Below are 14,109 nucleotides of genomic sequence, written 5' to 3' on the forward strand. Positions count from 1 at the left end.
TCTTGAAGTTCTGGTTCAGCAAATTGGGCGCCACCGGCAGGCTGTGTTTTGAGTCAGTTGTCGTCTTGAACTTTCTGACTCTTCTGGACTTGAGACCTGCTCTACGCATCAGCCGGACCACACGATTCCTGCCACACATAACACCCAACTGTAGCAGGGTTCGCCAAACACGATAACTGCCATAGCGCCCACGGCTTTTCTGATGGACCGACTCGATATGGCCCAGGAGCTGCTCATTTTTTAGCTTGCGTTGACTCTTGGGCCGTTTGCGCCAGGCATAATATCCGCTCCGGGAAACCTCCAGGACACGGCACATCTTTTCCAACCGAAAAAAGGAGCGGTTATCTTCAATGAAATCAAACTTCATTTCGGTTGTTTTGAAAAGATGGCCACAGCTTTTTTTAAGATGTCGCGCTCCTCAGTGACATCTCGTAATTGTCGCTCCAACTGCCGGATCTTTTCATCTTCCGGCCGGAGTTTCCCTTTACCAGGAAATGAAGCGGCTTGATCTTTGAGATATTCTCGCTTCCAACGGGCCAACATCGATGGGTTCAAATCCAGATCACTGGCGACCTCAGCAATCGGTTTCCCATTCAGGATCAGCCTGATGGTTCCGATCTTGAAATCAGAGTCATATTTCTTTCGCTGTTCATCGGACATGACACACCTCCATAGTTTGGTGAATATACGAACTTTTCGGTGTGTCCACAATATCGGTTATAGTTCAAAGTGCCGATCTCCTTAAAAATCTTTTTAACCGCGCTGGCCATCATCGACGACCTTGGGGCCATCATCATTATCGCCATCTTTTATGTAGCTGACTTTTCAATGTTTTATCTGATCCTCGCCCTCGGAATCTGGTTAGTTTTATTGTTACTTAACAGATTGGGAGTTAACCGCCTTGCTGCGTACCTCCTGCCGGGGCTGCTTCTATGGTATTTCATGCTGAGATCCGGCGTTCACGCCACCATCGCGGGGGTTCTGCTAGCTTTCGTCGTGCCGTTTCGTCATGGCGACGAATCATCTCCCTCGTTCAGGCTCCAGCACGCTCTCCACAAGCCAGTGGCCTTTGGTGTGATGCCCCTCTTCGCACTTGCCAACACGGGCATCGTTCTCGCCAATAACTGGACCAGTAGCCTCTTCGCTTCGAACGGCATCGGTATTTCGGCCGGCTTGCTGATTGGCAAGCCATTAGGCATTACATTCTTCAGCCTGCTGGCCGTAAAGACAGGCCTCTCCCGTCTGCCAAGTGAGGTCACCTGGCGGCATATCCTCGGTGTCGGAATCCTTAGCGGTATCGGATTCACCATGTCATTTTTCATCACCCAGCTCGCTTTCTCCGCTCCGGAACTGGTACAGAGCAGCAAGATCAGTATTCTGGCCGGCTCAATTCTTGCAGGATTCTTTGGACTTTTTGTACTGGGATCTGGCGCTAGAACTCCCGCGCATAAGGAATGAGCCCGCAGTAACGCAATTTGGCAGAGAGATGCGGCAGGAGATCGGTTAACCGATGGAACATAGCAGCGCGCCGGGAATCCACCGCATTCACACGCCAGTGCAATTTGTTTATTAATGGGCTGGATGGTATTATCAGAAGAGGGTACTGCGCAAAATCGCCTGGATCTCGATGCTTTCGACCTGGACAGTAGTTCAGTTTTTTGTCATCAGATTTTTCATCAAAGTGATCCTGTAATGCGTATATTGGAAATGGACAACAAAGGGCATAGATTTAAGGCGTACCAGGAATCCAGGAGGCCCTTTTGTCCGAAAGAAGACGATTCAGTTCTGAAGAAAAAGTCACGATTCTGCGCGAGCATCTGGACAATAATGTCAAAGTCCTATGGGAATAAGAAAAAAATGCAATGGGGAGATCTGACCGGGCTTTGAAATTCCCCTGTAACCCGCGACCAGAGCATTGAAAGGCCCAGCTATCTCAAAGAGCGAACCGTTTTGACCATCAGATATTTACTGCGGGTTCTCAGGCTGCCACCTTCCAAATTCTATGATTGGCAGAAGCGGCCGGGCAAACCCAACGCTCACAATGGCAAAGTGCCACGGGATTTCTGGCTTGAGCCGTAGGAGAAAGCCGCCATCATCAACTTTAAACAGGATCATCCGGATGAAGGATGCCGGCGTTTAACCTACTTGATGATGAATCAGAACATTGTCGCTACCAGCCCTTCGATCACCTATCATATCCTGGAACAAGCCGGTCTGCTTAACCAATGGAATACCAAATCTTTAGGAAAAAACAAGGGATTCAAATAACCCACGCGATCCCCTCTGCATCGGCACACAGATATTTCGTATGTGAATTACCGCGGCACCTATCTGTTTCTGATTTCTGTTCTTGGCGGCTTTTCACGATTCAATATCTAACACCAATTCGCCCGCACCTGCAAGAGTTTGATTTCCAGATGGTAGTGCAAACAGCCCGGGAAGCAATCCTGGAGGAGAACGCGACGCTGATCAGCGACAACTGTTCTCAGTTTCTTTCCAAAGATTGGAGTTCACTGAAGCCGATACCATTAACCAAGAGACCGATGTCGTAGAGGCGTTCACCGCGAGCGATAATCATGCCTGCCAGCAAGGCGATGTTCTGTGCGGGTGAAGATTGCCGCACTTTACGCAGCTTTTCGAAACAAACATTGAAACGTTGATAAAAACTAATCTGATGTAACAATTCTGTAAAGACGTAAAGCCCACCGAAAGGCGTTGCATTCATTGTTTTGGTTTCGTATTTTTCTTTCACCTGTTGGGTGTCCCTTCGTTTTGTCATTTGATTTTTTTTAGCCATATAATTTTAATGACTTAACGTGGACACTGCAACAGGTTTTTTTATTTTAACACCGAATCGGAGTAATCAAAATGTTCGCCGCCTTCCTCTTATCATAAAATAGTATACGAAAAAAACTCCGAAAAAAGTATTGACAGAAATCAAACGATACAAGCTTTGTTCTACAGATCTGGTGGGGGGTAATTTATTCTGCCAAAAAGCATAATTAATAAATTAACAAGGAGTTATTATGGCTCAAAGTAAAGATACCGCGGGTATTGAAAATTCGTACCAGGGTGCCGGGCTAAATGAAGCCGATATTCAGGCCAAACGAAAGCAATATGGTTACAATGAAATTCCGGAGAAGCAGATTGGCCCGGTTATGGGGACTCTAAAAAGGATGTGGGGGCCAATCCCCTGGCTGCTTGAGGCAGCCATGATATTTGAATTGGTCCTGGGCAAAGGCGTTCAAGCTGCTATTATTTTCCTGTTGCTTCTTTTTTCCGCTGTCATTGGCGAAATTCAGGAGAAGCGCGCAAAAAACGCGATTGGATATTTGCATCAGCAACTTCAAATTAGCGCCAGAGCTTTGAGAAACGGAAGATGGCAGACGATATTGTCGCGCGAACTGGTTCCTGGAGATATTGTACACGTTCGAGTTGGCGATATTGTGCCTGCTGACATGGAAATCATGACTGGAACCGTAAGCGTGGATGAGTCTGCACTTACTGGTGAATCGATTGATGTAACTAAAGAAACGGGTGCGACGATTTTTTCCGCCTCGACGATTAGCCATGGCGAGGTCATAGCGAGGGTCTCTGCAATTGGGATAAAAAGCTCGTATGGCAGGACGGCCGAGTTGGTTCGCACCGCTGAATCTCCGGGTCGGTTGCAATCGTTGCTGTTCACCATCGTCCGGTATCTCGCGTATTTGGATGTTGTCCTCGCTGTTATCCTGGTTCTTACGGCGTTCATTCAAGGAACTCCCTGGCAGGAACTCTTGCCATTCCTCGTTATTTTGTTTATTGCGACCATTCCAATCTCTATGCCCTCAAGCTTTGTTGTCGCAAATTCATTGGAGGCTAAGAATTTAGCGAAAGAACATGTGTTGGTAACGGGGCTGACCGGAATTCAGGAAGCCGCCAGCCTCGATATCATCCTCGTCGATAAGACGGGGACATTAACGAACAATCGTCCAGAAGTCGCCGAACTTAGTCCGTTTGATCAACAGTCAGATACCGAATTGCTAAGGTTGGCAGCCGCCGCTAGCGACGACACATCCAATGACTCCATCAGCACCGCAATACTCGGAGCCTTAAAAGACCGAAAATTAACCCTGCCTGAGCGGATATCTTTTACGGCATTCGATCCGGTTCACAAATTATCCAGGTCGCGTATTCGCCAGAATGGCAGCCCGTTGGATGTGGTTCTGGGGTCTCCCGCAGTCATTGCCGAGCTTGCCAGGATACCGGATCAATTTATGGCTCAGGTGAATACTCTCAGTTCGAGAGGTTCCAGGGTCTTGGCGGTCGCTGCTGGAGAAGAAGAGCAACTGGTTTGCAAAGGGCTGATTGCATTGGCTGATTCACCGCGAAATGATGCCAGAGAATCAATTGCAAAGATCAAAGAATTAGGCATCCGCGTGATGATGCTCACAGGTGACACCGCTGGCACCGCGAAGGCGATTGCGGAGCAAGTGGGAATCGGCAGCAGAATTGGAACCTTGGCGGATGCGTTAGCGAATCCATTGGATTTTGATGGATTTGCAAATGTCTATCCCGAAGATAAGCACAAGATTGTTCAGGCGATACAGAAATCGGGAATGGTCGTCGGAATGACCGGCGATGGCATCAATGATGCGCCGGCACTAAAACAAGCCGATGTGGGCATTGCGGTTAGTACTGCCACCGATGTTGCCAAATCGGCTGCCAAGGTCGTTCTCACCAAACCGCAATTATCTGACATCACCAAAGTCATCGATAGCGGTCACCATGTTTATCGTCGAATGATGACGTGGACAATCACCAAATTGGCGCGTACAGCCGAATTGGCGGCGCTTCTGACCTTTGGATTTATCTTTACAGGATTTTTCCCGGTTTCACTAAGCCTGATTGTGTTTATTGTCGTGATGAATGACTTGGTGACTTTAACGCTGGGAACCGACAAAGCGTGGCCGACAACCGTCCCTGAAAAATGGAATATACCTCAGCTTGCCAAGATATCCGCGATCTTCACCATCGGCTGGCTGGCTCTTGGGCTAGGACTTATCTGGTTTTACCTCAAAATTCAAAGGTTAAGTGCAGACCAAATCAGTTCCTTAATGTTCCTCTACCTGATCTTTTCTGCGATGGAAACGATTCTTATGACGCGTACCCGTGATCCATTCTGGTCATTTTGGCCGAGCAAGTGGGTAGGCGGCATGATTACTATAAATATCGTTCTTGCCATACTCATGGCGATCTTCGGTTTGGTGATGGCGTCAGTTTCTTGGCAACATATTGTTGTATTAGCTATTATCACGCTTTTTGCCATGCTGATCTTAGACAGCTTGAAGATCTGGTATTACAGAGTTTCAGGCATTTTAGGAACCGAACGACATGGTCGGGCATTTTAACCCAATGTAGTCCACACCAATCTGTTTGCTCCCACTCCGAAGCAGACTCTTGTGAAGTGAGGTAAGCAACACGAGAGAAGACGAGAAGACGTAAGCAGCACAAGGCAAGAAGGAAGAGGGAAGACGAGAAGAGGTACTGACACAAAAAGCACGAACACAAGAACGAGGAAGGAAGAATACAACGCCAGAAGGCAAGAAACGAGCAAACAGCAACAAGAAGACAAGAAGCCGGAAGGGAAGCAGCAGGCGGGCAAGAAACGAGTAAACAAGTCAGTAGACAAGCAACAAGAAGGCAAGCCACGAGCAAACAAAAAGGTAGGAAGCAAGAAGACAAGAAGCGAGAAAGCAGATCGTGCGAACAAGGGCTTGCAGGGGACGCGGGGAGGCGGGCGGGAAAATGGGTTGCCAGAGGTCAAGCTTGGTTGCGCCCGTTTTCCCGCGCCCCTGAAGCCCAGCTTTCAGCCTCTCGGAGTTGGTGTTTGTTTATCACTACCCTTTTGGGAATGCGACAGTCAAAAGTGTCTAAAATTGCCCTTTTTGGCAAAGAAAAAGGCCAGTTAGCATTTGATCTAACTGGCCTTTTTACTGTACTTAATGGTAGCGGCGGAGGGATTTGAACCCCCGACCTATGGATTATGATTCCACTGCTCTACCAGCTGAGCTACACCGCCATATTTAAAGTCGCATAATATAATAAAATCTGAATTTCAAATCAACACTTTTGTGGACATACTGCTATTTCTTTTCATCGGACAGATAGAAAAACCAGCCGCTTGAGGGATTTCGAGTGGCAACGCGGTGCGATCCGCTTAGGAGCCAGACTACCAGGGGCTGGGGAGGCACCTGAGGTTGGGTGGGAACCAGGGGTTGGTTGGGGCTGAGCGGGTGCCAGAGGTCGGGCGGGTGCCGGCGGGAGGAGCTTGCGCAGGCAGAGGGTCAGTCCGCAGGGGCACCAACCCGGCAGCGGGTGCGGCGGCACTCCACCGCAATATAGAGCCCGGTCGCCAGCCAGACCAGGCTGAAACCGGTCAGCCTGACCACTGAAAGCGGTTCATGGTAGACCAAGGCCCCGAGCAGAAACTGCAGCGTCGGCGATAGATACTGGACGAAGGCGAGCTGGCTATAGGGGATGCGGCGCGCCCCCGCAGCAAAAAAGAGCAGCGGCAACGCAGTCACCGGCCCCGCCATAGCCAGCAGCAGTGTGGTCCACAGGCCGGCATGGCCGAACGCGGCCGTTCCATGGATCTCGAGGAAAACCAGATAGCCCAAAGCCAGGGGCAGGAGCAGCGCCGTCTCGACCGCCAGACCCTCGAGACTATTGAGCGGCGCAGTTTTACGCAGCAGGCCGTAAACTCCAAAGGTAAAGGCTAGGGCCAGGGCGATCCAGGGCAAACCGGCTTGCTGCGCGGCCAGGTAGAGCACCCCCGACGCCGCCAGTCCCACCGCCACCCAATGCACCGGCCGCAACCGCTCCCGCAGGAACACGACGCCAAGCACGATATTAACGAGGGGATTGATGAAATAACCGAGGCTGGCATCGACGACCCGGTTGGTCTGCACGGCCCAGATGTAAAGTCCCCAATTGACCGAGAGCAGGCTGGCGGTCAGCAGGAAAACCGCGGCGTGACGAGGATTGCGGCGCAGCGCGGTGATGAGCCGGCTTTTTTTGAGCAGCAGCAGAAATACCACAAAAACCAGCGACCAGGCCATACGGTGGCTGAGGATCTCGAGGGCGGGCACTCCGCCCAATCCTTTCCAGTAGACGGGGAAAAGTCCCCACATCACAAAGGCGATGAGGGCGTAGACGGCGCCCTTTCTCATTCGCTCTCTTCGGGCTGCTTGCCGGCGCGCACCCACTCGAATTTTCGCTGCAAGTTCTTCGAGTAATATTTTTTGAGCACATCGTACTCCACTTCAAGCCCCCAGTTGTAGAAGGTGCGGGGGTCGATGTAGGATTTCATGCTGGTGCCGAGATTCCAGGTGCGGTTTTTAGCCGCGATGGCACTCTGGGTCTTGAGCTTGCCGAGGGCAACACGCCGTTTCTCCTCGCGCTCCTTGAGCTGGCCGACCTTGCGCTGCTGGGCGTCGATCTTGCGCTGAAAGGCCGCCGCAACACGCGCGCGCTGCTCCGCCTTCTCGGTCGCCGCCTTGCGCGCCTTCAATTGTTGCCGGAGCTGCGCCACAACGCCCGTCTCTTTTTTGATCATCTCGCGCAGCGCGGCAAGTTCCTTTTGCAGGTTGGCCTCGCGCTGCCTGAAATTTTCCTTGCGCTGCGTCCAGTTGGCGGGGGCTTTTTTGATATGGTTGCAGAGTATCGCCGCCTCGAGGTTGGCGTTGACCACCGCTTCCCACTTGAGATGTTCGGGATCCTCGGCCACCACACCCGACTGGGCGAGGCTTTCGCGGACCACGGCGGAGGCATGATGGGTACGGAAGACCTTGGCGGTCAGACCCGGCAGCACCTCGGAGAGAAAGGCATTGACATTACGGCTGGAGATGTCCGGGAAAAGCTGGGGCTTGCTATAGGCCGCATTCTTGACCTTACCGCCGCCGGCGGTTGGACGCGCCTCGCGCTCGAGCGCCTCGAGGTTGCGGCGGACGTTTGCGGGCAGCGTGAGCTTTTTATGCCAGAGCACCGAGTCCTTGCCGAGGAAGCGGAATTCCGCCGCGCCATCGGGCAGCAGCTTGACATGTTCGGGACGCAGGGTGGTGGCGCCGACGGTGTCGGCCTCATCCGGATCCTTTTCGTCACCGACGCGGAGGCAGAGGGCGTCGATAAGATAACAGGCGGTGGCAATCATGCGGCGGCGCGGGTTCTCCGAATCGAGCCCCTGCTGGATGTGGGCCCGCACGGCTTCGATCTGTTCCTCAAGCTCGATCGCCTTGCTGAATTTCTGTTCCTCGCGCGCCTGCTTGATCGGGGCGCTGTCGTGCAGCCAGATATACTTGATTTTGCCGGTGAGCTTGTCCGGCCAGCGCGCCACCCAGAGGCTCTCGGGTTGCCAGACGATCTCGGCCCAGTCGCCTTCCGGCACCGGTGCATCGGGGCTGAGGTTGAGGGTGATATCACTTTTACAGGCCCCCTCCTTCCAGCGACCGCGCAGGGGGTGCTTGCCGCGCCCCATGAAAATGCCGCTCGGCTCGACGAGATAGCCGGCGAGCTCGATCCGCTCTCCATCGGCCTGGGCATGGCCATAGATCTCTTTCAGTTCCTCGCGCGCCATCTTGCGCCGGGCCGCCAGCGCCTTGCGTTCCTCCTTGGTCATCGCCTCCCGCGCCATGCGCTCCCGCGCGACGACGGCGATCACCTCCTGAAAATCGACCTCGCCGGGCTTGAGCGGCGGATCGACGCCCAGGGCCTTGCTGAAGTCGCCGAAGAAATTGCGCGCAAAGAGCGGATCCTCGACATACTCCGTGCCGATCTTTTTGACCCAGGCCAGAGCCATCTCCTCCTGTTTGGGTGTCAGGAGATGGTCCACCCCGCGAAAATGGATGGTCAATTGCTGATAGGCCGGGGGATCGGGTACAATCACCCCTTTATGAACAAGCTGATGCAGCAATGCAGGCGTTCCTTGTATTGAGATCGTGGTTGATGGGGCTGCACTGGCAGGTCCCCGGGAGAAAATTATATAGCATATAAATTAACGCTTTCTTTTTTTTATAGCAAGCTAAAAAGCAAGAACACGTTTAAAAAGATAAAAAGGATTGACACTCTGCTATAAATTGATTACTTTTCTTGTTATGATAAAGATGCAGGAGGCATTGTGACGGATGATAAAAGGCTGATTTTGTGGGTCGATGACGAGATCGACCTACTTCGGCCGCATGTGCTGTTCATGGAAGAGAAGGGCTATGCCGTCACGACAGTCACCAACGCTGAGGATGCCATCGAGCTCGTGCGTCAGACCAATTTCGATCTGGTGCTGCTCGACGAGATGCTCAACGGCATGGACGGCCTCTCTGCGCTGACCGAATTCAAGAATCTCCGCCCCGGCCTTCCGGTCATCATGGTGACCAAAAATGAAGAGGAGTCGCTGATGGAACAGGCCATCGGCGGCAAGATCGACGATTACCTTACCAAACCGGTTAATCCCAGCCAGATCCTCCTGGTATGCAAGAAAATTCTCGAGCGCCGCAAGATCGCCGGTGAGCGCATCTCCCGCGACTATACCTCCGAGTTCAACCAAATCGCCGTCCGCCTGATGGGCGGCATGAGCTGGCAGGACTGGATCGACGTCCATCTCCGCCTTTGCGAGTATGACATCGAGCTGGACCAACATCCGGATCTCGGCCTCAAGCAAATCCTCTATGACCAGAAACGCGAGTGCAACGCCGAGTTCGGCCGCTTCATCGAAAAGAACTATCTCTCCTGGCTGACCGCCAAGGGGGCTCCTCCCCTCTCGGTCAACATTGTCCCGAAATACGTCCTGCCGCATGTGCGTGACGGACGCCGCACCCTGCTGATGGTTATCGACAACCTGCGTCTCGACCAGTGGCTGGTGGTAGAACCCCTGCTGCGCGAATTTTTCAATGTGCAGCGCAACTTTTATTTCTCCATCCTCCCCACCGCGACGCCCTATGCGCGTAACGCTATCTTCAGCGGGCTCTTCCCGAGCGAAATCGAGCGGCTGATGCCCGAGCTCTGGCAGCAGGGGGACGAGAACGATGATGTCAGCTGCAACCGCTTCGAGAGCCAGCTGCTCGAGCAGCAGTTGCGCCGCGCCGGTCTCGACCTCAAGCCGAGCCCCAAATATGCCAAGGTCCTCGACATGCAGGAACACCGCCTCATTGCCCGCAAGATCCAGGAGTTCGGAGACCTGCCGCTCTCGGCGATTGTGCTCAATTTCGTCGACATCCTCGCCCATTCGCGCAGTTCGTCGGAGCTTATCAAGGAGATGATCCCGAACGAGGCCGCCTTCCGCTCTCTGACCAAGAGCTGGTTCGAGCACTCGCATATGTTCCTCGCCCTGCAGCAGCTCGCCCAGTCGGGCAGCACGATCGTCATCACCTCCGACCACGGCAGCATCCGCGGCCTACGCGGCGCCAAGGTGATCGGCGACCGCGAAACCTCGACCAGTCTGCGCTATAAATACGGCCGCAACATCAAGGCAGACAGTAAAAATGCCATGATCATCCGTGATCCGCGCGCCTTCAAACTGCCGGTGCGCGGGGTGAACACCAATTACCTTATCGCCAAGGAAGACTTTTATTTCGTCTATCCGACCAATTATCACTATTATCTGAACTATTACGCCGACAGCTTCCAGCATGGCGGCATCTCGCTGGAGGAGATGGTTCTGCCGGTCATCACCCTGGAACCCAGATAGGAAACGGGCTGCGTGCAGGAAGAAAGCTACCGGCGGATGGAAAGCTGGATCAGTCAGGGTGCCGCGGAGACCCGCGCGATCGGCCGTCGTCTGGCTGCAGCACTGCAACCCGGCGCGGTGCTCATCTTCACCGGCAACCTCGGTGCGGGTAAAACCACCCTGATTCAGGGGGTTTGTGAAGGACTCGGCGTGACCGCAACCGTCACCAGTCCCACCTTCACGCTGATCAATGAATATCCTGGGCGGCTGCCCGTCTATCATTTCGATTTCTACCGCCTGCATGCTGACGCCGAGTTGCACGATCTCGGCCTGGAGGAGTATTTCGACGGCGAGGGGATCTGCCTCATCGAGTGGCCGGAGCTGATCGAGTCGTGGCTGCCGGCGGGGCATAGCCGCCTCCATCTTTCTCATGGCATGGAAGCCGCCGGGCGGATCCGGGAACTCAGCGCGGAAGCTGTTCCTATCACCGCCGACGTCCGGCTGATTGAGGTCTACCATCATGAACCTGCTGGCCATTGAAACCGCCACCGTCGTCTGCGGCGCCGCACTGAGCAAGGGGGAGACGCTGGTCGTCGAGTACCGCTCGGTGCTGAAGAATGCCCATGGCCGACTGCTCACGCGAGCGGTTGAAGTGCTGCTGGCGGATGCGGGCTGGCGGATCTCCGATCTCGATGCGATCGCCCTCTCCATTGGACCGGGTTCCTTCACCGGCTTGCGCATCGGCCTTGCCTTCGCCAAGGGGATCGCTCTGGCCCGGGAGATCCCGCTGGTGGCGGTGCCGACGCTGGCGGCCCTGGCCGCCCAGGCGCCGCTCGAGCGCGGCCTGATCGCTCCGCTGCTGCGCTCGCGCGCCGACGAATATTATCTGGGGCTTTATGAGCGTACCGAGGGCGGCGACATGCAGCGGGAGCCGGTCCGCATCGTGCGCTGGCCGGAGATCACCACCGCCGTGCCGCCCGAGGCCCTGTTGATCGGCCAAGGCGCACAGCATCCGGTGCCCATGGGGTACCGGGCCGCACCAGCATGGCAGGCTTTGCTGAGTGCGCAGACCATTGCCCGTCTGGGGCACCAGCAGTTGCAGCGGGGAGCAGTGGACGAGCCCGATCTGCTCGAGCCGCATTACCTGCAGGAGTTCATCACCGGCAAACCGAAACGACCGGTTATCGGCCCAGGCGGGCATGTTCGCTGAAGCCCTGGCGCCCGGGAGGTTGGAGATCCCCGGATCGGGGCTCGTTCTCCATCTGCGTGCCATGCTCGAGGAGGACCTGGCGGAGGTCGTGCAGATCGAAGAGCAGCTCTTTCGTTCAGCTTGGACTGCGGAGATGTTCCGTGAGGACTTCGATCAGGAGTATGCCTGCCCGCTCGTCGCCCGAGACCGCGGGCGCCTGGCCGCCTATCTGGTCGCCTATGTTGTGGCCGACGAGATCCATATCGCCAATATCGCCGTAGCGCCGGAATATCAGCGGCGCGGCGTCGGTTATGCCTTTCTGTTACACTTGCTGCGCGTCAGCCGGGAGGCGGGATACGCTCTGGCCCATCTGGAGGTCCGGCGCAGCAATGCAGCAGCCATCGCCCTTTATGAAAAGCTCGGATTTGCAAAGGTTGGGCTGCGTAAGGAGTATTATGAGATTGAGCACGAAGACGCGGTGCTGATGACTTGCCTGATCCAGGTCAACCCCCTTTTCGCGACGCCGGATCCGCCGCTGAACCATGGACAGTAAGGAGTTGTTATGGAGTGGTACAAACGCGTCACCCCGGGGCTGGAAGCCCAGACCAAGCGAGAGCTGCCCGACGGTCTGTGGATCAAATGCGACCGGTGCGGCGAGATCCTTTACAAAAAGGATCTCGATCGCAATTATATGGTCTGCACCAAGTGCGATTTCCATTTTCGCATGAACAGTGAACAGTATGCCGCCCTGCTGGCCGATGCAGGAAGTTTTACCGAGTTCAATGTCGAGCTCGCTCCGGCCGATCCGCTGCATTTCAAGGACTCAAAGAAATACACCGACCGTTTGCGAGATGCGCAGGTCAAAACCGGGCTGAAAGATGCTGTGCGCACCGGCGAGTGCACTTTGGGGGGGATGCCGGTGATCCTGGCGCTCATGGATTTCCGTTTCATCGGCGGGAGCATGGGATCGGTGGTGGGTGAAAAGATCAGCCGCGCTATTGACCGGGCCATCGCCACACGGCGGCCGATGATCATCGTGTCCGCCTCCGGTGGGGCACGGATGCAGGAGGGTGTGCTCTCGCTGATGCAAATGGCTAAGACCTCCGCCAAACTGGCCCTGCTTTCGGATGCCGGTCTCCCCTACATCTCGATCCTGACCGATCCCACAGCTGGAGGCACCACCGCCAGTTTTTCGATGCTGGGCGATGTCATCATCGCCGAACCCGGCGCCTTCATCGGTTTTGCCGGCCCGCGCGTCATCAAACAGACGATTGGCCAGGATTTGCCCGAGGGCTTTCAGCGCGCTGAATTTGTGCAGGAGCACGGCTTCGTCGATCTCATCCTGCACCGCCGCGATCTCAAGAACCATCTCGAGCGCCTGCTCCAGTTTTTTGGCGCAAAACGTGCCAGGCGCAGTCGCCGCATAGCGAAACCAACCCCAACCAGCGAGTAATCTGTGCGAATTCTCCTCAGCAACGACGACGGCATCAACGCCCCGGGGCTGGCCGCTCTGGCCGCGGAAATGGCGAAACATGGTGAGATTATCATCTACGCCCCGCTTTCCGAGATGAGCGCGGTCGGCCATGCCATCACTCTCAGCGATCCCTTGCGCGTCAGCGAGATGCGCAAGAACGGGGCGTTTTTCGGATATGCGGTCCGCGGCACCCCTGCCGACTGCGTCAAGGTGGCGATCTGGGAGCTCGGCCGCCAGAACCGCCTGCCCGACATCGTCATCTCGGGGATCAATCAGGGCTCCAATACCGGCATCAACACCATCTATTCCGGGACGGTCTCGGCGGCGACCGAAGGGGCCATCTCGGGGATTCCGGCGATCGCGATGAGCCTGGCCTCCTATGCCAGTCCCGATTTTTCTGTCGCCGCCGAATTCGCGGGAGTGATCGCCCATCAGCTTTTAGCGCACCCCCTGCCGCCGGGGGTCTTCCTGAATGTGAACGTCCCCGCGGTGCCGCGCCGCGAAATCCGTGGCGTCCGCATCACCCGGCAAGGGACCGCCAATTGGATCGAAGAGTATGAAATCCGCAAGGATCCGCACAACCGCAATTATTACTGGCTGACCGGCGAAAAACGCGACGAAGAGCCGGATCCGGAACTCGATGACCAGGCGATCCTGGAGAATATGGTTTCGATCACACCGGTTCACTGCGACATGACCTGCTACCCGGCACTGACCACCCTGCGGGAGTGGAACATCCCATTCTGATCA

General features: G+C 55.1%; 13 protein-coding genes and 1 tRNA gene. 8 read left to right on the forward strand and 6 right to left on the reverse strand.

Features of this window, described 5'->3' with window-relative positions; translation table 11 throughout:
* Both PLH32_16520 and PLH32_16525 read right to left on the reverse strand, forming a co-directional pair.
* On the reverse strand, positions 1-367 hold a 367-nt coding region (locus PLH32_16520), incomplete at its 3' end, for an IS3 family transposase (GenBank protein ID HQJ66213.1).
* Positions 364-660, reverse strand: a complete 297-nt coding sequence (locus PLH32_16525; GenBank protein HQJ66214.1) for a transposase — start codon at positions 658-660, stop codon at positions 364-366. The genes PLH32_16520 and PLH32_16525, both read right to left, overlap by 4 nt.
* A gap of 69 nt (positions 661-729) precedes the next feature.
* Here PLH32_16525 and PLH32_16530 point away from each other — a divergent pair, with 69 nt between their 5' ends.
* Positions 730-1,458, forward strand: a complete 729-nt coding sequence (locus tag PLH32_16530; protein ID HQJ66215.1) for a Na+/H+ antiporter NhaA — start codon at positions 730-732, stop codon at positions 1,456-1,458.
* Between the two features lie 1,027 nt (positions 1,459-2,485).
* Here PLH32_16530 and PLH32_16535 read toward each other — a convergent pair.
* Positions 2,486-2,797, reverse strand: coding sequence for a hypothetical protein (locus PLH32_16535; protein ID HQJ66216.1), 312 nt, complete (start codon positions 2,795-2,797; stop codon positions 2,486-2,488).
* 229 nt (positions 2,798-3,026) lie between these two features.
* On the opposite strand from PLH32_16535, the gene PLH32_16540 reads away from it, so the two are divergent.
* Positions 3,027-5,390 (forward strand): HAD-IC family P-type ATPase, encoded by a 2,364-nt coding sequence (locus tag PLH32_16540; protein HQJ66217.1) that lies wholly within the window; start codon positions 3,027-3,029, stop codon positions 5,388-5,390.
* 595 nt (positions 5,391-5,985) lie between these two features.
* Here PLH32_16540 and PLH32_16545 read toward each other — a convergent pair.
* The 3 genes from PLH32_16545 to PLH32_16555 all read right to left on the reverse strand — a co-directional run bounded on the left by PLH32_16545 (position 5,986) and on the right by PLH32_16555 (position 8,950).
* A tRNA-Met gene (locus PLH32_16545) sits at positions 5,986-6,061 on the reverse strand.
* Between the two features lie 265 nt (positions 6,062-6,326).
* Positions 6,327-7,211, reverse strand: coding sequence for an EamA family transporter RarD (gene rarD / locus PLH32_16550; GenBank protein HQJ66218.1), 885 nt, complete (start codon positions 7,209-7,211; stop codon positions 6,327-6,329).
* On the reverse strand, positions 7,208-8,950 hold the full coding sequence (locus tag PLH32_16555; protein HQJ66219.1) for a DNA topoisomerase I: 1,743 nt from the start codon (positions 8,948-8,950) through the stop codon (positions 7,208-7,210). The genes rarD and PLH32_16555 overlap by 4 nt, the downstream gene beginning before the upstream one ends.
* A 204-nt stretch (positions 8,951-9,154) precedes the next feature.
* On the opposite strand from PLH32_16555, the gene PLH32_16560 reads away from it, so the two are divergent.
* From PLH32_16560 to surE, 6 genes are read left to right on the forward strand one after another with little or no spacing between them, the layout of a single operon-like run.
* Positions 9,155-10,717, forward strand: coding sequence for a bifunctional response regulator/alkaline phosphatase family protein (locus PLH32_16560; GenBank protein ID HQJ66220.1), 1,563 nt, complete (start codon positions 9,155-9,157; stop codon positions 10,715-10,717).
* Between the two features lie 12 nt (positions 10,718-10,729).
* A complete protein-coding gene (gene tsaE / locus PLH32_16565) occupies positions 10,730-11,236 on the forward strand; it encodes a tRNA (adenosine(37)-N6)-threonylcarbamoyltransferase complex ATPase subunit type 1 TsaE (GenBank protein ID HQJ66221.1) in 507 nt (168 codons plus the stop codon).
* Positions 11,202-11,906: a tRNA (adenosine(37)-N6)-threonylcarbamoyltransferase complex dimerization subunit type 1 TsaB gene (gene tsaB, locus PLH32_16570; GenBank protein HQJ66222.1), complete on the forward strand. Its 705-nt coding sequence runs from the start codon at positions 11,202-11,204 to the stop codon at positions 11,904-11,906. Before tsaE ends, tsaB begins: the two co-directional genes overlap by 35 nt.
* A complete protein-coding gene (gene rimI, locus PLH32_16575) occupies positions 11,896-12,438 on the forward strand; it encodes a ribosomal protein S18-alanine N-acetyltransferase (protein HQJ66223.1) in 543 nt (180 codons plus the stop codon). Before tsaB ends, rimI begins: the two co-directional genes overlap by 11 nt.
* A gap of 9 nt (positions 12,439-12,447) precedes the next feature.
* On the forward strand, positions 12,448-13,338 hold the full coding sequence (accD, locus tag PLH32_16580; GenBank protein HQJ66224.1) for an acetyl-CoA carboxylase, carboxyltransferase subunit beta: 891 nt from the start codon (positions 12,448-12,450) through the stop codon (positions 13,336-13,338).
* 3 nt (positions 13,339-13,341) lie between these two features.
* Positions 13,342-14,106 carry a 5'/3'-nucleotidase SurE gene (gene surE, locus PLH32_16585; protein HQJ66225.1) on the forward strand — a complete coding sequence of 255 codons (765 nt, stop codon included), beginning with the start codon at positions 13,342-13,344 and terminating at the stop codon, positions 14,104-14,106.
* Positions 14,107-14,109: the final 3 nt, after the last annotated feature.

The organism is bacterium, from assembly GCA_035419245.1.
Lineage (GTDB): Bacteria > Zhuqueibacterota > Zhuqueibacteria > Residuimicrobiales > Residuimicrobiaceae > JAKPUX01.